This window comes from Mesorhizobium comanense, from assembly GCF_005503535.1.
In the GTDB taxonomy this organism is placed as follows: Bacteria; Pseudomonadota; Alphaproteobacteria; order Rhizobiales; family Rhizobiaceae; genus Mesorhizobium; species Mesorhizobium comanense.
The window spans coordinates 203,028-223,251 of sequence record NZ_SCNN01000008.1; the positions used below are offsets into that span (position 1 = coordinate 203,028).

General features: G+C 63.4%; 16 protein-coding genes. 4 read left to right on the top strand and 12 right to left on the bottom strand.

Features of this window, described 5'->3' with window-relative positions; translation table 11 throughout:
* Positions 1-64: 64 nt before the first annotated feature.
* The 5 genes from FFS37_RS16360 to FFS37_RS16380 all read right to left on the bottom strand — a co-directional run bounded on the left by FFS37_RS16360 (position 65) and on the right by FFS37_RS16380 (position 4,949).
* The gene (locus tag FFS37_RS16360; RefSeq protein WP_137931983.1) at positions 65-523 is read right to left on the bottom strand and encodes a carboxymuconolactone decarboxylase family protein; all 459 of its coding nucleotides are present in this window, start codon (positions 521-523) and stop codon (positions 65-67) included.
* Between the two features lie 12 nt (positions 524-535).
* Positions 536-1,060, bottom strand: coding sequence for an RrF2 family transcriptional regulator (locus FFS37_RS16365; protein WP_137931984.1), 525 nt, complete (start codon positions 1,058-1,060; stop codon positions 536-538).
* Positions 1,061-1,420: 360 nt separating this feature from the next.
* Positions 1,421-2,734, bottom strand: a complete 1,314-nt coding sequence (preA, locus tag FFS37_RS16370; protein WP_137931985.1) for an NAD-dependent dihydropyrimidine dehydrogenase subunit PreA — start codon at positions 2,732-2,734, stop codon at positions 1,421-1,423.
* Between the two features lie 12 nt (positions 2,735-2,746).
* Positions 2,747-3,589 carry a class I SAM-dependent methyltransferase gene (locus FFS37_RS16375; RefSeq protein ID WP_137931986.1) on the bottom strand — a complete coding sequence of 281 codons (843 nt, stop codon included), beginning with the start codon at positions 3,587-3,589 and terminating at the stop codon, positions 2,747-2,749.
* A gap of 4 nt (positions 3,590-3,593) precedes the next feature.
* Positions 3,594-4,949: an NAD(P)-dependent oxidoreductase gene (locus tag FFS37_RS16380; protein ID WP_137931987.1), complete on the bottom strand. Its 1,356-nt coding sequence runs from the start codon at positions 4,947-4,949 to the stop codon at positions 3,594-3,596.
* A 245-nt stretch (positions 4,950-5,194) separates the two neighbouring features.
* Between FFS37_RS16380 and FFS37_RS16385 the strand changes: the two genes are divergently transcribed.
* Positions 5,195-5,971 carry a VOC family protein gene (locus tag FFS37_RS16385; RefSeq protein WP_137931988.1) on the top strand — a complete coding sequence of 259 codons (777 nt, stop codon included), beginning with the start codon at positions 5,195-5,197 and terminating at the stop codon, positions 5,969-5,971.
* A 40-nt stretch (positions 5,972-6,011) separates the two neighbouring features.
* Here FFS37_RS16385 and FFS37_RS16390 read toward each other — a convergent pair whose 3' ends face one another.
* Positions 6,012-6,500, bottom strand: coding sequence for a hypothetical protein (locus FFS37_RS16390; protein ID WP_171026300.1), 489 nt, complete (start codon positions 6,498-6,500; stop codon positions 6,012-6,014).
* Between the two features lie 201 nt (positions 6,501-6,701).
* Here FFS37_RS16390 and FFS37_RS16395 point away from each other — a divergent pair, with 201 nt between their 5' ends.
* Positions 6,702-7,094 (top strand): DoxX family protein, encoded by a 393-nt coding sequence (locus FFS37_RS16395; RefSeq protein WP_137932053.1) that lies wholly within the window; start codon positions 6,702-6,704, stop codon positions 7,092-7,094.
* Between the two features lie 313 nt (positions 7,095-7,407).
* Positions 7,408-8,496 (top strand): ribosome small subunit-dependent GTPase A, encoded by a 1,089-nt coding sequence (gene rsgA, locus FFS37_RS16400; protein WP_137931990.1) that lies wholly within the window; start codon positions 7,408-7,410, stop codon positions 8,494-8,496.
* A 97-nt stretch (positions 8,497-8,593) separates the two neighbouring features.
* On the opposite strand, the gene FFS37_RS16405 is transcribed toward rsgA, so the two are convergent.
* Entirely contained in the window at positions 8,594-11,020 is a 2,427-nt protein-coding gene (locus tag FFS37_RS16405) for a GcvT family protein (protein WP_137931991.1), read from the bottom strand.
* Positions 11,021-11,258: 238 nt separating this feature from the next.
* Positions 11,259-12,797: a trimethylamine methyltransferase family protein gene (locus tag FFS37_RS16415; RefSeq protein ID WP_137931992.1), complete on the bottom strand. Its 1,539-nt coding sequence runs from the start codon at positions 12,795-12,797 to the stop codon at positions 11,259-11,261.
* A gap of 217 nt (positions 12,798-13,014) precedes the next feature.
* Between FFS37_RS16415 and FFS37_RS16420 the strand changes: the two genes are divergently transcribed.
* Positions 13,015-13,605 carry a transglycosylase SLT domain-containing protein gene (locus FFS37_RS16420; protein WP_137931993.1) on the top strand — a complete coding sequence of 197 codons (591 nt, stop codon included), beginning with the start codon at positions 13,015-13,017 and terminating at the stop codon, positions 13,603-13,605.
* A gap of 13 nt (positions 13,606-13,618) precedes the next feature.
* Here FFS37_RS16420 and FFS37_RS16425 read toward each other — a convergent pair whose 3' ends face one another.
* From FFS37_RS16425 to FFS37_RS16440, 4 genes are all read right to left on the bottom strand, one after another.
* Entirely contained in the window at positions 13,619-15,949 is a 2,331-nt protein-coding gene (locus FFS37_RS16425) for a dipeptide ABC transporter ATP-binding protein (protein WP_137931994.1), read from the bottom strand.
* A gap of 49 nt (positions 15,950-15,998) precedes the next feature.
* Positions 15,999-17,156 carry an ABC transporter permease gene (locus FFS37_RS16430; RefSeq protein ID WP_137931995.1) on the bottom strand — a complete coding sequence of 386 codons (1,158 nt, stop codon included), beginning with the start codon at positions 17,154-17,156 and terminating at the stop codon, positions 15,999-16,001.
* A 13-nt stretch (positions 17,157-17,169) separates the two neighbouring features.
* On the bottom strand, positions 17,170-18,204 hold the full coding sequence (locus FFS37_RS16435; RefSeq protein ID WP_137931996.1) for an ABC transporter permease: 1,035 nt from the start codon (positions 18,202-18,204) through the stop codon (positions 17,170-17,172).
* A gap of 150 nt (positions 18,205-18,354) precedes the next feature.
* The gene (locus FFS37_RS16440; protein ID WP_137931997.1) at positions 18,355-20,013 is read right to left on the bottom strand and encodes an ABC transporter substrate-binding protein; all 1,659 of its coding nucleotides are present in this window, start codon (positions 20,011-20,013) and stop codon (positions 18,355-18,357) included.
* Positions 20,014-20,224: the final 211 nt, after the last annotated feature.

Consider the following 20,224-nt stretch of genomic DNA (forward strand, 5'->3'; position numbering starts at 1 on the left):
CTCCCCTGGAAATGACGGGAGCGCCGTCGCATGGGTCGCGCTCCCGGAAAAAACCGTCGGTCGCTCAGGCCGCCCTGGCGGCGGGCATCGGATGAATGGCCTGGAACGGCACGCAGAGCCGGTTCCAGGTGTTGATCATGCCGAGCGCCACCGACAGCTTGACCAGTTCCTCTTCCGTGAAATGCTCCAGAGTCCTGGCGTAGAGTTCGTCCGAGACGCCATTGTTGGCGATCAGGGTCAACGCCTCGGTCCAGGCGAAAGCCGCGCGCTCACGCTCGGAAAACAGCGGCGATTCCTTCCAGGCCGCGACGAGATAGAGCCGCTGCTCGGTTTCGCCATCGTGCCTCGCCTCGCGGCTGTGCATGTCGACGCAGAAGGAACAGCCATTGATCTGGGAAGCCCTGAGCTTGATCAGATGCAGCAGGCTCACCTCCAGCCCGCATTCGTCCACCGCCTTGTTGAGTGCCGACACCGCCTTCATGATCTCGGGCGCCTTGGCGAAGAATTGCAGTCTCTGTTTCATCTTGATGTCCTTTCACGTCTGCTTTGGATTCTGGGAGCCGGATTTCTGCGGCCGCTGATGGCGCGCGACGAAGGCACAGCTCGCGGCAATGGATCTCGGATCGCCCTCCGCCGCGTATTCGGCCACGATGTCGGAAACCTTCACTTCGGCGAGCGCCGCCCGATAGGCGCGCTCCGCCCTGAGCATCGCGGCATTGATGCCGCAGGGTTTGACATAGGCCGACGCATCGAGCTTGACCGGGCCGTTGCGGCGGATCTCGCCGCAGCGGAACGCCGGTTCGCGCCCCTCGATGGCCAGCACGATATCGAGCAGCGTGATGCGTTCCGCCGCTCGCGTCAGCCGGTAGCCGCCGGCAGGTCCGGGCAGAGATTCCAGGATGCGCGCGGCGGTCAGCATATTGAGATGCTTCAGGAGATAGCTCGGCGACAAGCCAAAGGACTCCGCAAGGGCGGCGCCCGGCATGGTGCTGTTGCCCTCGACGCTGGCGAGCGTCGCCACACAATGGATGGCCGCCTCAACCCCCTCGCCCAACTTCATGCTGACGTTCTCCTATTCATGGATAGTTCTTATCGTGGATATATTTTATCTGCAATAGGAAAAGGCGAAAATTCACAGGTCGAGATGGCTTCACAGGACTTGGGTTCCTCGCACCCCGCGAAGCGGGGGAGAGGTGGCCCGGCGAAGCCGGGACGGAGAGGGGGACGACCTCCGTGAGGTCAAAACCGATGAGGAATGAGGCACCAGCAAGATAGACTGGCGAACAGGAGGCTGGGCAAGTTCCCAGTCGTCCCGAAAACCCCTCTCCGTCCCGGCTTCGCCGGGCCACCTCTCCCCACTTTCGTGGGGCGAGGAACCCAAGTTCTGCCAGGTAGCCCCTACTGGTGCTGGAGCAAACCCCTACTCCGCAGCCACCTTGGCCATCGGGTTGTTCGGGTGCGTGGTCCAGTTGGCGTAGACCGGCGACACCGGCTTGCCGGTGCGTTCGTCCAGCGCGCCGGCCGCCAGCGGTTCCATGGTGATGCAATTGTCGACCGGGCAGACATTGACGCACAGATTGCAGCCGACGCATTCGGCCTCGATCACTTCGAAATGCCTCTTCCCGTCAACCATGCTGGTGATCGCCTGGTGCGAGGTGTCCTCGCAGGCGATGTGGCAGCGACCGCACTTGATGCAGGCGTCCTGGTCGATATGCGCCTTGGCGACGTAATTGAGGTTCAGGTACTGCCAGTCGGTGACGTTGGGCGTGGCGCGGCCGATGACGTCGTCGAGCGAGCGGTGGCCCTTCTCGTCCATCCAGTTTTCGAGGCCCGCGATCATCTCCTGCACGATCTTGAAGCCGTAGGTCATCGCCGCCGTGCAGACCTGCACATTGCCCGCGCCGAGCGCCAGGAATTCGGCGGCGTCGCGCCAGGTGGTGATGCCGCCAATGCCCGAGATCGGCAGGCCGCGGGTTTCGGGGTCGCGCGCGATCTCGGCCACCATGTTCATGGCGATCGGCTTCACCGCCGGACCGCAATAGCCGCCATGCGAACCCTTGCCGTCGATGGTCGGCATCGGCGCGAAACTGTCGAGGTCGACGCCGGTGATGGAATTGATCGTGTTGATCAGCGACACCGCGTCCGTTCCGCCTGCGTGCGCGGCCCGCGCGGGCTTGCGGATGTCGGTGATGTTGGGCGTCAGTTTGGTGATGACGGGCATGCGGGTGTACTGCTTGCACCAGCGCACCACCATTTCGATATATTCCGGCACCTGGCCGACGGCGGCGCCCATGCCGCGTTCCGACATGCCGTGCGGGCAGCCGAAATTGAGCTCGATGCCGTCGGCACCGGTTTCCTCGACCAGCGGCAGGATCGCCTTCCAGCTTTCCTCCACGCAGGGAACCATGATCGAGGCGATCAGAGCCCGGTCCGGCCAATCCATCTTGACCTGCTTCATCTCGCGCAGGTTGGTCTGCAAGTCGCGGTCGGTGATCAGCTCGATGTTGTTGAGGCCGAGCAGGCGGCGATCGGCGCCCCAGATCGCGCCATAGCGCGGGCCGTTGACGTTGACGACAGGCGGGCCTTCCTCGCCCAGCGTCTTCCACACCACGCCACCCCAGCCGGCCTTGAAGGCACGGATGACGTTGTAGGCCTTGTCGGTCGGCGGCGCCGAAGCCAGCCAGAACGGATTTGGCGATTTGATGCCGACGAAATTATTTCTGATGTCAGCCATGACAGGTCCCTTTCAACCGAGACGAAGGATCAATTCGACGGGCGCCAGAATGCCGCCTTCAAGCGCGGCGGTGAGATTGGCGATCTTGGTGCGGGCGTTCTCGCCCATGATGAGGTTGACGCCGGGCGGCGGCTTCTTGCCTTCGGCTTGGGCCGCGGCCATGCGAGCGCGCATCGTGGCGAAGAACTCGACCGCGAAGGCGCCGCGCGGGCGTTCGGCGACAACCGAAAATCCCGCCGCCGTGGCGGAGGAACGATAGTCATCGGGCGTTGCGACGAAGGACATGGTCCCGTCCGATGCCCATGGCAGCGGAAACGTCAGCGCGCCGTCCTTCAGGCGCATCAGGTCGTAGACGGCAAAGACGCCGCCGGGCTTCAGCACGCGGGCGGCCTCGCTCATCAGCTTTCTCTTGTCGGGCAGGTTCATGCCGACATGCAGGATCATGGCGGCATCGAAGCTGGCGTTGCCGAATGGCATCTCCAGCGCGCTGCCCTGCACGAACAAAGTCTTGTCGGCCAGTCCCACCCGCTTCGACAGGCTGGACGCGATATCGACATAGCTCTGTGTCAAGTCGATGCCGGTGACATCGACGCCAGCGCTGTTCGCGGCAAACCGCGCGGGACCGCCAACGCCGGAACCAATATCGAGCAGTCTCGTTCCGGGCTTCAAACCCATCTGGCCGATGACTTCCCTGGTGGCGGCGATGCCGCCGATGTGGAATTCGTCGACCGTTTCGAGATCGCTGGCGCGCAAATTGGCAACATCCACGCCGGTATCGGCGAGCACGGCGAGAATATGCTGCTCGAGACCCGATACGTCGTAGTGACGGGCGATGCCCGGTTCCACCGTGGACATGGTCCTATCCCTGCGTCAGACTCCTGTGGATGCTTTCCGCCGCGTCACGCCCCTGCGCCACGGCCGAGACGGTAAGGTCGTCGCCACCAAAGATGCAGTCGCCGCCGGCCCAGACTTTTGTCAGCGATGTCCGCCCTTCCGCATCGACCTTGATGCGGCCGGCTTCGAGATCGATCGAGGCTCCGCTGCCGTTCAGCGCTGCCGGCACAAAACTCTGGCCGATCGCCTTGAACACCTGGTCGGCGACGAGCGTCAGCGTTTCGCCCGTGCCGGCGAGCTTGTCGCCCTTGAGCGCGGTGTATTCCAGTTCGATGCCGCTGACCTTGCCGCCCGCGGCAATGACCCGCTTCGGCTGCAGCCAGTGGCGGATGGTGACGCCATTGGCGGCCGCCAGATCCTGCTCGAATTCGGAAGCGTTCATGTGCTCCTGGCCGCGCCGGTAGCAGATCGTCACTTCCTCGGCGCCGAGCAGTTTCGACTGCACGGCGGCGTCGATCGCCGTCATGCCGCCGCCGATGACGACGACACGGCGGCCGACCGGCAGGCCGGAGAGATCGCTGGCCTGACGCAGTTCGGAAATGAATTCCACCGCATTGGTCACGCCGGCGGCATCCTCGCCATCGGCGCGCAGCGCGTTGACGCCGCCCAGCCCCATGCCGAGGAAGACCGCGTCGTAATTACGGATCAGGTCGGAGAGCTGGTAGTCGCGGCCGAGCGCCTTGCCGTTCTGGATGTCGATGCCGCCGATCGCGGTGACATAGTCGACCTCGGCCTGGGCGAAATTGTCGACGCTCTTGTAGGCGGCGATGCCGTATTCATTGAGGCCGCCGGCTTTCGGGCGGGCTTCCAGGATCGTGACGTCATGGCCATGACGCGCCAGACGATGCGCGGCGGCAAGACCGGCGGGGCCGGCGCCGACCACGGCGACCGTTTTCCCGGTCGGCTCGGCGCGCGGATAAAACTGCTTGTTCTCGGCCATCGCCACATCCGTGGCGTAGCGCTGGAGGCGACCGATCTGCACCGGCTTGCCTTCCGCGACCTCACGTACGCAGACCTCCTCGCACAGCGTCTCGGTCGGGCAGACGCGGGCGCACATGCCGCCCAGGATGTTCTGGTCGAAGATGGTCTTGGCCGACCCGACCGGATTGCCGGTCGAAATCTGACGGATGAACAGCGGAATGTCGATCGAGGTCGGACATGCGTTCATGCATGGCGCATCGTAGCAGAAGTAGCAGCGATCGGATTCGACCAGCGCCTCATGATGGTCGAGCGGGGGATGCAGATCGGAGAAATTGTCCGCGTACTGGTCGGGCGAGAGCCTCCCCCCGGCAATACCTTCCTTGAACTGGCCTTCTGGCATCGTCAGTTCCCCATGTTTTCGTTTTGGGGAAGGCTAGCACGTTTTATTTTTTTATCAATTGGTCAATTTTCGACACAAGTGATTGAAAGGTATGAATAAAAACATGATTTTTTTACTCATCTTATCCCCGGCGAACAACGTCTCGCTTCCCGAAAAAAATTCCGAGTCTGTCGGATTTCCTTCCCGAGGATCGTCCTAGGCTGGATCGGACGACGATCGATGCCTGAACGATGAGGAGACCGACAATGCCCAGAACCCCGATGCCCTTCTTCTGGTACGAGTTGATGACATCAGACCTCGACGCCGCCGAGGCATTCTATACCGAGGTTGTCGGCTGGAGGGCCGAACCGTTCGGCAAGGCGCCCGGCATGCCGCGCTACGTCGTGGTGAACTCCGCCGAACGCGGCGTCGGCGGGCTGATGACGATGCCGCCGGACGCCGCCAAGATGGGCATGCCGCCGGCCTGGGTCGGCTATATCCACACCAGGGACACGGATGCGTCGACCAAGGCATTGAGGGCGGCAGGCGGCGCCGTGCACCGCGAGCCTGACGATATCCCCGGCGTCGGCCGGTTCTCGGTCGTGGCCGACCCGCAAGGCGCGAGTTTCATGTTCCTGCAGCCCAATCTCGCCGACCAGCCCGTCCTTCCGGCCACGACCCCAGGTCATGTCGGCTGGCACGAACTCTTTGCCTCGGATCGTCAGGCGGCATTCGATTTCTATGCCTCGCAATTCGGCTGGACCCATGCGGGAGATTTCGACATGGGCGAGATGGGAATCTACCAGACCTTCGCGGCGGGCCCGGAATCGGGCGGCGGCATCATGAACAAGCCGCCGCAAATGGCTGTTCCCGCATGGCTGTTCTACTTCAACGTCGCCGCCATCAACGCGGCCGCAAGGCGCGTCACCGACAATGGCGGCAAGATCGTCATGGGTCCGATGGCGGTGCCGACGGGCCAATGGATCGTGCAATGTCAGGACCCGCAGGGCGCATATTTTGCGCTGCTGGCGCCGGCACGGTAGGCGACCACCCCCTGCCCGGGATGTCTGAGCTGGCGCCGGCCTATTCCGGCGTCAGCACCGCCACCTTGAGCCCGGCCTTCTTCGCGCCGCTGAACTGGACCGTCGCCGGGCCGGCCGCCAACTTGAAGCGCACGCTCTTGCGGATGCCCGGGCAGGTTTTGACGCCGCTATAGGCCGACGATTTCACGGCCTTGCCGTCCTGGATGACATCGATCCACGCCTCCTCCGACAGGCTGATCTGGATGGCGCCGCCAGATGGTATGGCGACACTGGCGACGGCGCCGAACGTACCCGCCGCCGGCGCGCGTTCCGGCGGTTGCGTGAAACCGGCCTTCTCGACCGGCACCAGCGCCAGGTCCGCGGCCGCGCCCACTGCCAGGGGAGCACCCGATGGCGTGGCCGGCGCAGCAGGAAACAGGGCCTGCTCGCGCGTCACGGGCCACTTGAAGGCTTCGCAGCCGGCGTCCTCGGCCATGGCCAAGGTGGTGGCTGCAAGGAGTGCGGACAGGCTAAGGACGACTTTTCTCATGGCAAGGGAATCCACATGTTCTGAATGCTCAGATCAATACAACCATAACGATATAAATACAACCCTTGCGGGCATAATATGAAAGGCGATAGCGGGCAAAATTTCCAATCACCGATTGTTGATGCCACGTCGTTGGAAGTGAGTGGTCCGGCGGCGGGCGATCCTCTATCGCCGGCCCGGGAGGGCAAAATGGAGTTTCAGATGAAGCTTTTCGACGGCCTTACCAGATTTCAGCCGCAGGCGCTCGGCGTCCTGCGCATCATGACCGCCCTGCAATTCATCGAGCACGGCAGCCAGAAGCTGTTCAACTTCCCCGTCAGCGCGCAACCCCATGCCCTCAATGGTCTGACGACGACCGCCGGCATCCTGGAATTCGCCGGCGGCATCCTTCTGGCGCTCGGCCTGTTCACGCGGCCTGTCGCCTTCCTGCTGGCGGGCGAGATGGCGATCGCCTATTTCATGGCGCACTATCCGCGCGACTTCTTCCCCGTCAACAACAGCGGCGACGCGGCGATCTCCTTCTGCTTCATCTTCCTCTATCTGGTGTTCGCCGGCGCCGGCGCGTTTGCGCTCGACAACCGCGGCCGCGCCTGAACAGCGCTGCGTCAAGCCGGCAGCACACACAGACAATGGAGCGGCTGAGGGGTGCAGGCCGCTCCACCCGCCAGGCTGAAGATCGCCTTGGCGCTGGTCATCGGGAAAGCCGTCCCGCTTGACGACTGTTGGCGGTCCCCTTATCAGTGAAGCCATCCAAAACGGTTCCGGAAGGAGGGTTGAGCAATGATTGTCGCTGTTTGCGCGCTTCGCGCCCCCCTTTGCCGCGCCGCCGTCTGGTCTTCCCGCTAGGACATTCGAGGAAGAGTCCATCGGCCGGCGCCTGACAGGCATTCCGACCGAGGATTCAACAATGATCGACGACTATGGCTGGAGCCAGGCGCTCCGGCAGCAATTCCAAACCTATAGTGATGCCCATGTCCAAGCCGATCGGGATCTGAGCCCCGCACGCGTGACGGTACAGCAGCGTGGCGCATACCAGATCGTCACCCCGCTGGGAGAGATGACGGCACACCTCTCCGGCCGGTTCGGCCACACCGCCGTGGATGGCGGCTATCCGGTGACGGGCGACTGGGTCGCCGCCGCACTGCGGCCCGGGGAAGGCAGCGCCACGATCCACTGGGTGCTGCCACGACGCAGCGCCTTCACCCGCAAGGCGGCCGGGCCCGGCCGGCCGGTCGGGCAAGTGGTGGCCGCCAATGCCGACCTGGCCTTCCTGGTCTCTTCGCTGAATGCCGATTTCAATGCCAGGCGGATCGAGCGCTACCTGGCAACGGCATGGGAGAGCGGCGCCTCACCGGCCGTGGTCTTGACCAAGGCCGATCTGTGCGCCGATCGGGAGGGGCCGCTGATGGAGGTCGAAGCCGTTGCCCGCGGCGTTCCGATCCATGTCGTCTCCGCCGTCACCGGCGAGGGTATTGAAGGCCTGCGCAACAGCTTCGCGCCGGGACAGACAGCGGTTCTGCTCGGCAGCTCGGGCGTTGGCAAGTCCAGCCTGGTCAACGCGCTGGCCGGCGCCGAATTGATGGCGACGGGCGAGATCCGCGAGGACGATGCCCGTGGCCGGCATACCACCACGCATCGCGAATTGCTGCTACTGCCGAACGGCCGGTTGGTGCTCGACACGCCAGGCATGCGCGAACTCGGTCTGTGGCAGGCCGAAAGCGGCCTGGCCACCGCCTTCGCCGATATGGAAACGCTGGCCACCGAATGCCGGTTTACCGATTGCCGGCACGAGACGGAACCGGGGTGCGCCGTGCAGGCGGCCATAGCGGAAGGCAGATTGAGCGAGGACCGTTGGGACAGTTGGAAGAAGCTGCAGCGGGAACTGGCCTATTTCGACCGCAAGGACGACCCGGCTCTGCAGGCGCAAAACCGCAAGATGTGGATTCAGCGCAACAAACAGTACCGCGCCGGCAAGAAGCGCGGCGATTGGGACTGACATCGGTCTGGTCTGCGACGCCCAGGCGCCCTTGGTCCCGACGGATCCGGGCCGCCTGGACGCGACCAGTCGCGGCGTCAGACAAGACCTAGCCGGATCACCCCCGCATCCGTTCGAAATTCGCATCGAACAGCGGCGCTGCCTGGATACGCGCCGCGTGGCGTTTGCCCAGCAGTTCGATCTCGAAGCCGTCGCTCTCCTCGGCGATCTCCTTCGGCACATAGCCGACAGCGACCGATTTCTTCGAATGGTGCGCGTAGCCGCCTGATGTCACCCAGCCGCGCACGGCGCCACCGAACCAGATCGGCTCGTCGCCGATGACATCGGCGTCGACAGCATCGACGATGAAGGCGCGCAGCCGGAGCTTGCCTCCCTGCTTGCGCTCGGCCAGCGCAGCCGCCTTGCCAATGAAATCGGCTTCCTTGCCATAGGCCACGAAACGATCGAGTCCTGCTTCCAGCGGCCCGTAGATCGGCCGGTATTCGCGGCCCCATGAGCCATAGTTCTTTTCGAGCCGCAGCGCGTTGAGCGCGCGCGAACCGAACAGGCCGATGCCGAACTCCGCGCCGGCCGCCATCAGCGCCTGCCAGGCAGCACGCTGGTATTCCGGCGCCACCCAGATCTCATAGCCGAGATCGCCGGTGTAGCTCACGCGGCCGACCAGGCATGGCGCCATGCCGATATCCATCCGGCCGATAGCCATGAACGGAAAGGCGGCGTTCGACACATCGGCCCGGCTGACCTTCTCCAGCACATCGCGTGCCTTCGGTCCGGCGATCGAAAGGCCGGTAAGGCTGGAGCCAAGCGCCTCGATGCGAACCGAGCCATCGTGTGGCAGATGCTTTTCGAACCAGCGCATATGATATTGCTCGGCAATTCCCGAACCGGCGAGGAACCAGCCCTCGTCGCCGAGATTGGCAAGCGTGAAGTCACCGATCAGCTTGCCGTCTTCCTTCAGCATCGGCGCCAACGTCATGCGGCCCGGTTTCGGCAGTTTGCAGGCAAGCATGCGGTCGAGCCATTCAGCCGCGCCCTCGCCCGTCACCTTGTATTTGGCGAAGCTCGAAATCTCCGACAGGCCGACGCCGTCGCGGACAGCCGCCACCTCCTTGGCGACATGGGAAAAATCGCTGGAGCGGCGCCACGAAAACTCATCCCTGACGCCGTCCGGCGCGTACCAGAGCGGCACTTCCAGCCCATAGGCGACACCCCACTGCGCCCCTTTCGCCGACAGCAGGTCGTAGACCGGCGTCGTCTTCAGCGGCCGCCCGGCGGGCAGTTCCTCATTGGGGAAGCGGATCGAAAAACGCCTGGAATAATTTTCACGCACCTTGGCGTTGGTGTAGGCCATGCCAGCCCAGTCGCCGTAGCGCGCCACATCCATGGCCCAGATGTCAGCGCCCGGATCGCCCTCGATCATCCAGTTGGACAGGGCCAGGCCGACGCCGCCGCCTTGCGAAAAGCCGGCCATGACGCCGCAGGCGACCCAGAAGCCCGGCAGGCCGCGCACCGGCCCGACCAGCGGGTTGCCGTCCGGCGCGAAGGTGAAGGGCCCATTGATGATCTGCTTGATGCCGGTGTTCTGGAAGGCCGGGAAATGCCGGAAGCCAACCTCCAGCGACGGCGCGATGCGGTCGATGTCGGGCGCCAGCAATTCATGGCCGAAATTCCAGGGCGTGGAGAATTCCGACCACGGCTTGTTGGCCTTCTCATAGGTGCCCATCAGCATGCCGCCGCGCTCCTGGCGCAGATAGAGCTCGCCGTCGAAATCCACGGCGTGCATGATCTCGGTGCCGGTCTTGGCGTTCCAGGCGGCGACCTCCGGCATGTCCTCGGTGATCAGGTACATGTGCTCCATGGCCAGCACCGGCAGTTCCAGCCCGACCATGCGGCCGACCTCGCGCGCCCACAGGCCGCCGGCATTGACGACATGCTCGGCCACCACCTCGCCCTTGTTGGTGATGACGCGCCACATGCCGTCGGGCCGCCGCACGATGTCCTCGACCTTGGTGAAGCGCTCGACCTCGGCGCCGAGTTTTCGCGCCGCCTTGGCATAGGCGTGGGTGACGCCGGAAGGGTCGAGATGGCCGTCCTCGGTGTTTCTGACAGCGCCGACGAACTGCTTGGGGTCGAGCAGCGGCATCAGCTCTGCCGCTTCCTTCGGCGAGATCACTTCGAGGTCGATGCCGAGATAGCGGCCCTTGGCGACGACGCCGCGCAGCCAGTCGAGCCGCGCCTCGGTCGCCGCCAGCAGGACGCCGCCGGTAAGATGCACGCCGGTCGCCTGGCCGGAAAGCTCCTCGATCTCCTTGTAGAGGTTGATCGTGTATTTCTGCAGCTTGGCGACATTGGGGTCGCCATTGATCGTGTGCATGCCCCCGGCCGCATGCCATGTCGAACCGGAGGTCAGCTCATCACGCTCCAGCAGCACCACATCGGTCCAGCCATGACGGGCGAGATGGAACAGCACCGAGCACCCGACGACACCGCCGCCAATGACCACGACCTTTGCATGCGATTTCATGAGTTTTTCTCTGATATCAGTGAGTTGGGGAGATAAAGTGAATCAGAAGGGCAGCGCCAGGCACCCCCCTCTGGCCTGCCGGCCATCTCCCCCTCAAGGGGGGAGATCAGCATCGGGAATGGCGCCGTCTTCTTTTCAACGTTGATGATTGGCGAAGGCAGATATGAGGGCCAATCTCCCCCCTTGAGGGGGAGATGCCCGGCAGGGCAGAGGGAGGTGCCTCGCGCCGACGTCAAAATCACGGCTCGCCCTGCCCGATCGCTTCCTTGCGCCGGGCGACGTAGGCTTCGAGCGCCTCGCGTATCGCCGGGTCCAGGACCGGCTCGACATAGTCTTCCAGCGCCTTCTTCCACAGCCGCGTCGCGCGCGCGGTCGTGTCCAGCCCGCCGGCCTCCTGCCAGGCTTCGAAATTCTGCCAGTTGGAGAGCATCGGCTGGTAAAAGGCGGTGGCGTAGCGCTCCAGCGTATGCGGCTCGCCGAAGAAATGGCCACCTGTCGGCACAGCCCCCAGCGCCTCGACGGCCAATTCGGCCTCGTCGACCACGATCGGGCGCAGAAACTCCATCATGTGCTGGATCATTTCGACATCGATGATGAATTTCTCGAACGACGCCGTCAGCCCGCCCTCCTGCCAGCCGGCGGCATGGTAGACAAGATTGCCGTGGCCGAGCACCGCGCCCCACAGCGCCATCAGCGTCTCATAGGCGCCCTGGGCATCGGCGGCGTTCGAGGCCGAGCCGGGTGTCGTGCGGTAAGGCAGCCCGTATCGCCGCGCCAGTTGCCCCGAAGCGACGTTGGCCTTGGTGTTCTCCGGCGTGCCGAAGGCCGGCGCGCCCGATTTCATGTCGACATTGGAGGTGAAGGCGCCGTACATGACCGGCGCGCCCGGCCGCACCAGCTGCGTCAGCACCACGCCGAACAGCGCCTCCGCGTTCTGCTGCGCCAGGGCGCCTGCCAGCGTCACCGGGCTCATCGCCCCCATCAGCGTGAACGGCGTCACCGCCACCGACTGGCCGAACTCGGCCATGGTCATCAGCCCTTCGGCCATCATCTCGTCGAAACGGCGCGGCGAGTTGACCGAGATGATGGTGGCGATGCCGGGGTCGTCGCGCATCTGCTCCAGGGTCAGCCCGCGCGCGATCGCCATCATCTCGATGCCGTCCAGCGCCCTGCCCCGGCCGATCGCCGAGACATGGAAACTCTTGTCGGTCAGCGTCAGATTGGTGAAATAGGTGTCGAGGTGGCGGGAATTCGCCGGCAGCTCGATCGGCGCGCAGACCTGGTTGCCGAGCATGTGGACGCAGTTGAAATGCTGCGCCAGCCGGGTCAGGTCCGCATAGTCGCCGAGATTGCCGGCGCGGCGGCCACGCTCCATGTCATGCACATTGGGCGGCCCGGCAACGAGCGTGAAGTTGATGGTGTCGCCGCCGAGATGCACTGTATTGGCCGGGTTGCGCGGTGTCAGCGTATAGGCCGAGCGCGTCGTCTTCAGCGCCTCCTCGACCATGCCGCGATCGACGCGGACATTGCCCGAGGCATGATCGACTTTCGCGCCTGCCTTCTCGAACAGTGACAGCGCCCGCCCGCTCATCACCTCGATGCCGAAATTCTCCAGTATATGCATCGACGCCTGATGGATCGCCTCGATCTGATCGGCGGACAGCAGCGCCATGGGCGGATAGGGATTTCTGACGCGCCGGGGCGGCAGCTGCGGTATGGGCGCTGGTCCCCGGTTTCTGGTGCGCTCGGCGCCGCGCTTGCGTCTTGGCTCGGTCATCCCGGCATCAAAGCCCCGGCGATGAGGTCTAGCTGTCAGAAATACGCCATCTGCGGGCGTGATTTTAGCCAAGGCGGCATTTCTATCATGTGATTTTATAAAAAACGACAGATTGTGTCGGATTATCAGCGTCGGATACTGCGCGTGCATTCGCCACGCCGAAGCGTTAACGGGCTCGGCAAGATTCCTTTTATGATTTCGGCCTATTGCTCATCCAATGCGTAGGTCGAGTTTTAGTAAAATTGTAGCGGTTGGTCTGCTGCTGGCGCTTTCGGCCTGCGCGACGGCGCCCAGTCATATCAACAATGTCTGCGCCGTCTTCGACCAGAACGACGGCTGGTTCGACAACTGGCAGTCGGCCGCCCAGCACACCGAGCAGAAATACGGCGTGCCGGTTTCCGTGCTGATGGCGACGGTGCGCAAGGAATCCGGATTCAAGAGCAATGCCCGGCCGCCGCGCACCAAACTGCTCGGCTTTATCCCGTGGAAGCACGTTTCCTCGGCCACCGGCTTCTCGCAGGCGCTGGACGGGACGTGGTCGCAATATCAACGGGAAACCGGCAACTGGACGGCGCGCCGCACGAAATTCGCGGACGCCATCGACTTCGTCGGCTGGTATCATTCCAAGACAGCCGACACATACGGCGTCGCGCGCAACGACACCTACAATCTCTACCTCGCCTATTATCTCGGCTGGACCGCCTATGGCCGCGGCAACCGCGGCGACGCCGGCGTCCAGAGCTATGCCCGGGCGACGGACAAGATGGCGCGAGACTATGATGCGCAGCTAAGGCAGTGCGGCAACTGACGCACGGCCTGCGTCAGTGCCGCCTTGTCGTATCCTTTGGCTTTGACACACCGGTTTCTGAGACCTCGTCGCGGACTTCGTGGCGACGAGCTCGCATGCCAGCTTCGCCCTGCTCCACGGCGTCTCCGATCTGGTCGGCTTCCGCGCTGCTCGTTTTGCCATGCGGCCGGTTGGGCTGCGTCCCGGCCAAACCCGGCGTGGTGCCGTGCGCATCACCAGGCACGCCCTCATGCGCGGCATGGTCCTTGTCGAACTTGATCACCGGCTCCATCTTGGCCAGCACGTCGTCGGCCAGCCAGCACAGGCTCATATGGCCGTCGCCGAGGTTCTTCACCGGCGGCACCTTGGTCTCGCACAGATTGTCCGGCACCAGCTTCTTGTAGCCGCAGCGTGTCTGGAACGGGCAGCCGGAGGGCGGGTTCATCGCCGACGGGATGTCACCTTCGAGCACGATATGCTTCTTGACCACGCTGGTGTCGGCGATCGGGATCGCCGACAGGAGTGCCTCGGTATAGGGATGATAAGGCGGCGCGAAAATCTGGTCAGTCGTGCCCTGTTCGACGATATAGCCGAGATACATGACGACGACGCGGTCGGCGATGTAGCGGACGACAGACAGATCGTGGCTGATGAACAGCATCGTTGTCTTGTTCTTGCGCTGGATGTCCATCAGGAGTTCGGTGACAGCCGCCTGCACCGACACATCGAGCGCCGAGACCGGCTCGTCCGCCACCACAACCTTGGCATCGCCGGCGAAGGCGCGCGCCACGCCGATGCGCTGCTTCTGGCCGCCCGACAGCTGGCGTGGCTTGCGCGTCTCGAACGCCCTGGGCAGCTTCACCAGATCGAGCAGTTCCAGCATGCGCTTGCGCCGGTCGGCGACCGTCTTGCCGACATTGAACTTCTCCAGCGTGCGGATGATCTGCGAGCCGACCGAATGGCTGGGGTTCAGCGTATCGAACGGGTTCTGGAACACCATCTGGATTGACGACACGGTGTCGACGCTGCGGCTTTCGATGCCGGTCGACTGGATCTCCTTGTTGGCGAGCGTCACGCTGCCGGAACTCGCGGTCTCGAGCCCGAGCAGCACCTTGGCCAGTGTCGACTTTCCGCAGCCGGATTCGCCGACGATGGCGACCGTTTCGGATTCGCGCGCCGTGAACGAGATCGTCTCGTTGGCTTTGACGACGCGGCCCTCGCTCGATCCGAACACCTCGCTGCCGCCGACCCTGTAGTATTTCCGCAGATCCTCGATCTTGAGCACCGGCGCGCCGGGAAGCACCTTCTCGTTGACCTTCTTGGCACCGGGCGGCAGCGCCTCCCAGTCGATCTCGTTGAAGCGCACGCAGCGCGAGAAGTGACCTTCATGGCCGGCGACTTCGACCATCGGGATCTCGGCGGCGTTGCAGACGCCCTCGACGAAATGGTGGCAGCGCGGACCGAAATTGCAGCCCTTGGGCCGCTCGTGCGGCAGCGGCAGCTGCCCCGGGATCGAGATCAGCGGCCGCGAATTCTTGTCCGCGCCCGGCAGCGGGATCGAGCGGAACAGCCCTTGCGTGTAGGGATGGCGCATCCGGTCGAAGACATCCTTGATCTTGCCCGTCTCCACCGCCTCGCCCGAATACATCACGGTGATGCGGTCGCAGGTCTCCAGGATGAGGCCGAGATTGTGCGACACGAAGATCATCGAGGTGCCGAACTTCTCGCCAAGCCCCTTGACCAGTTCGACGATGCCCGCCTCCACCGTCACGTCGAGCGCCGTGGTCGGCTCGTCGAGCAGAAGCAATGCCGGCTTCGACAGCAGCGCCATGGCGATGACGATGCGCTGCTGCTGGCCGCCTGAGAGCTGGTGCGGATAGGAACGCATCATGCGCTCGGGATCGGGCAGCTTGACCGAGCGCACCATTTCGAGCGCGCGTTTGTAGGCCTCTTCCTTCGACACCTTGTCGTGGATCAGCGGCACTTCCATCAGCTGCTGGCCGATCTTCATCGCCGGGTTCAGGCTCGCCATCGGCTCCTGGTAGATCATGGCGATCTTGTTGCCGCGGATGGAGCGAAGCTCGTCCTCGGACAGTTCGCCCATGTCCTTGCCCTGGAACTTGATCTTGCCGCCGACGATCTTCCCGATGTTGGAGAGGTCGCGCATGATGCCGAGCGACACGGTCGACTTGCCGCAGCCGGACTCACCGACGATGCCCATCGCCTCGCCCGGCATGACCGTGCAGGAAAAATCCATCACCGCCGGTATCTCGCCCTTGCGGGTGAAGAAGGAGATCGACAGGTTCTCGATCTCGATGATCGGCGCATTGGCCGGGTTTGCCGGATTTCGAACTGCCTCGTTCATGGGTCGCTCCAATCCTTGTTCTTTCGGCCGCCGGGTCGAAACCCGCGGATCAGTCCTTCATCGATTGCTCACGCAGCGAGTCGGCGAGCAGGTTCAGTCCCAGCACGAAGCTCATCAGCGCGATCGTCGGCGGCAGCGCCGGATGGATGAAGGAGCGCAGCAGACGGCTGGCGTCCTTGATCGCCGTGCCCCAGTCCGGGCTCTCTGGCGCCAGGCCGAGGCCGAAATAGCCCAGCGTGCCGAGCAGGATGGTGGTGTAGCCGATGCGCAGGCAGGCATCGACGATGAGCGGACCGCGCGCATTGGGCAGGATCTCCCACAGCATGATGTACCAGGGCGATTCCCCGCGCGTCTGCGCCGCCGCCACATAGTCGCGCGTCTTGATGTCCATCGTCAGGCCGCGCACGATGCGGAACACGCCGGGACTGGAGGCGAAAACCACCGCCACGAAGATGTTGAGCTGGTTGGGATCGATATGGACGATCTTCAGCGGGTCCTTGTCGAACACCAGGCCGAGATAGATCCAGCCACCGATCAGCAGCGTCAGCCCGAGCAGGATGTAGATGCGGTCCGGCCGGTTCTTGTAGCGCGTCCAGAACAGCACGCAGAAGAAGATGATCGGGAAGAGGAAGAAGACGCCGGCCAGCGCGTAGGGGATGGGCGTGTCCATGATCCCCGGCGTGACCAGCAGGTAGAACAGCAGGATGACCGGGAAAGCCAGCACCAGGTTGGCCAGGAACGACAGGATGGAATCGATCTTGCCGCCATAATAGCCGGCCGGCAGGCCGAGCGTGATGCCGACCATCAGCGCAAAGCCGGTCGCGGCCGGCGCGATGATCAGCACGATCTGGCTGCCATAGACCATGCGCGAAAAGACATCGCGCGCCAGCTTGTCGCCGCCGAAGAGATAAGCGAGACCCGATTGCGGCTCGATGGCGCCGGGCAGCGTGTCCTTCATGATCGGGATCTGGCCGAGCGGATCGAAGGGCGAGATGGTGGAGGCAAAGATCGCGGTGAACAGCCAGAACAGGCAGATGAAGACGCCTGCAATGCCGACGCCGCTGTCGAACAGCTGCCCATAGAGCGCGAGCTTCTTCTTGTAGATGAAGCTCGATCCCATGACGATGGCGAGCGCGACCCAGACCGGCCAGAAGCGCCAGAGCACTTCGAGGATGATGGCGGAGGCGCCGATATATTGAGCTTGCATACCCCGTCTCCCCCTACTGGACCCTAATGCGCGGATTGAGGAACGCGTAGCCGACGTCGGAAATGAGCTGCGTGATGAGCACGATGAACACCGAGACCAGCGAACAGCCCAGCAGAAGATCGATGTCGTTGTTGCCGGCCGCCTCGACCAGCGTGTAGCCGAAACCCTGGTAGCGGAACATGACTTCGACGATGACGACGCCGGTGAGCAGCCAGGGGAACTGCAGCATGATGACGGTGAACGGCGCGATCAGCGCATTGCGAAGCGCGTGCTTGACCACGACGTTGCCGAACGAAAGTCCCTTCAGCCGCGCGGTGCGGATATATTGCTGCGTCATCACCTCGACCATGGAGGCGCGCGTCATGCGCGCGATATAGCCGATGCCGTAGATGGCGAGCGTGATCACCGGCAGCGTGAAATTGTAGAAGGTGATGCCTTGGCTGGCCGACGCGGCCGACCCGTTAAGCCACCCGAGCCACGAAGCGAAGATGACGGTGAAGATAACGCCCGACACGTATTCAGGCGTCGCTGTCGAAGCGATCGAGGCGACCGACAGCACGCGGTCGGTGCGCGAACCCTCGCGCATGCCGGCCAGAATCCCGATCAGCAGCGAGACCGGCACCATCACCCCCAGCACGCAGAGCATGAGGATGCCGGTGGCGCCGAGCGCCGGGAACAGCTTGGCGGCCACGGTAGTCTTGAATTTGGTCGAACAGCCGAAATCGCCCTCGAGCACGCCCGAGAATGTCGGCGTCGTCGGGTCGTTGCAGAAGGAGAACCGCTGCGCCGGCTTGCCGGTCGCCGGATCCGTCACCGGCTGCTTGGGCAGGACGCCAAGCCACTGGCCGTAGCGGGCGAAGAAGTTCTGGCGATAGCCATGGTCGACCAGCCAGCTTTCGAGCTGTTCGGCCGATGTGTGCATTTCGGTCTGGCTGATCGCCAGCTTCTTCAGATTGGGTTCGAGATTGACGAGGAAGAAGACGACCAGCGTCAGGCACAGCATCGTAAGCAGTATCGTGCCGATGCGTCTGATGATGAATGTGAACATTGTGCCCCCCTGCCGGCCGGGTTGGGGTCAGATATGGTCAACCCTGTTTCGAAAAGCTTGTGACGTCACGCCGCCGCTGCATCTGTTGCAACGGCGACGATCCTTGCGGATACGAAGGGTTTGCACCCTTCGTATCCGTCAAGCCGTGGGTCACGCCTGGTCGAGCCAGACCTTGCCGAAATCATGCTCGTAGGTGGGGTGCATCGAGTGGTTCTTCACCTCGGGCTTGATGTTGATGTAGAGCTTGCGCCAGTACGGCTGGATGATGATGCCGGATTCCTGCAGCATCGTCTCGATATCCTTCATCACCACCTTGCGCTTTTCCGCATCGGCGATGCCAAGCGCCTCGTTGACCTTCTTGTCGAAGTCCGGATTGGCGTAGGCCGTCTCGTTCCAGGCTTCGCCGGAGCGGTAGGCGATGGCGATGACCTGGATGCCCAGTGGACGCATGTTCCAGTTGGTTTCCGAGAACGGATACTTCGTCCAGTCGTTCCAGAAGGTCGAGCTCGGCAGCACGGTGCGCTTCACCTTGATGCCGGCCTCGCGCAGCTGGGCCGCGATCGCGTCCGTGGTGTTCTTGTGGTAGTCCTCGTCATTGCTGATCAGCTCGTGTTCGAAGTCGATCACGCCGGCTTCCGTCAGCATCTGCTTGGCCTTGGCGATATCGCGCTTGACCTCCGGCAGCTTGACATATTCCGGATGGATCGGCGCGACATGGTGGTTTTCGGCCGCTGTGCCGGCATTGCCGTAGCCGAGCTGCAGCACCACCGAATTGTCGACGGCCAGGCACATCGCCTGACGCACCTTCTGATCGCCATAGGGCTTGGCATTGACGTTGAAGCGCGAAACCACGGTGGCGGCCGTCACCACCTCGGAAACCGGCGCGCCGACGCCTTCGATGATCTTGACGTAGTCGGCGGTCGTCTCGTGGTTGGTCTGCACTTCGCCCGATTCGAAGGCCGACACCGTCGCGGCCGGATCGGTGCCGTAGTCGATGAACTCGACGCCGTCGAGGAAGGCTTCGCCCTGCCACCACTTGCCGGTGGTACGGCGCTTGTAGACCACCTTCTGGCCGACATCGTAGGAGACGAGTTCGAACGGTCCGGTGCCGATCGGGCAGTTCTTGAAGTTGGCGCCCTTCTCGTCGAAGGTCTTGTGCACGACCAGCGCCGGATAGTCGGTCAGGTTGGCGATGAGCGCGATGTCGGGCTTGGCGAGCTTCAGCTTGACCGTCATGTCGTCGACCTTGACGATCGAGCCCTCGCTCAGTTTCTTGGTCTTCTCGTCGACCAGGCTGCCGAGGCGGCCGGGCATCGAATTGCCCGCCGCGTTCTTGTCGGCCCAGCGGGTGAAATTGTAGATGACGTCGTCGGCGGTGAACTTGTCGCCATTGTTCCATTCGACGCCCGGCCGCACATGCAGCGTGTATTCGGTGGCGTCGTCGTTGATGTCCCAGCTCTCCAGGAGATAGGGCGCGAACGTATACTGGTGGGTGTACTTCACCAGCGGCTCAAGCGCCTGGCGTTCAGCATTGGCGATCTCAGACCAGTCGGCTGTGCGCGGATCCTTGGGGTCCTTGACGGACATCGCCACTTTCAGCACGCCGCCTTTCTTGCCCTGGACATCCTCGGCCTTGGCCGGGGTCGGGGCGGCAAGGCCGAGCAGGCCGTAAGCCATGGCCGTCGACGCGCCGAAGATGCTGGCGAGCGCCAGGAATTCGCGGCGATCGACCTTACCCGACTTGGCTTCTTCGGCCATGGCCAGGATGTGATTCGGAACGCTGTCGCCATTACTCTTGTAGATTGTCATGACTAACTCCCATTGTTGGCTTTCCGCCGATTAACATTCCGCATCCAGGCCATGATGTCAAAGACGACATGGATTGGGAACATGTTAGCGAATGTGCAACTTTGGAAGGGGGGCGGTTCGCGTGATAGCGACAGTCTTGGCGCAAAATTGCTAGTGCGCCCAGATTCCGCCAGAATCTCGCCAAGCGATTAAATTGATACATTTACGGAGG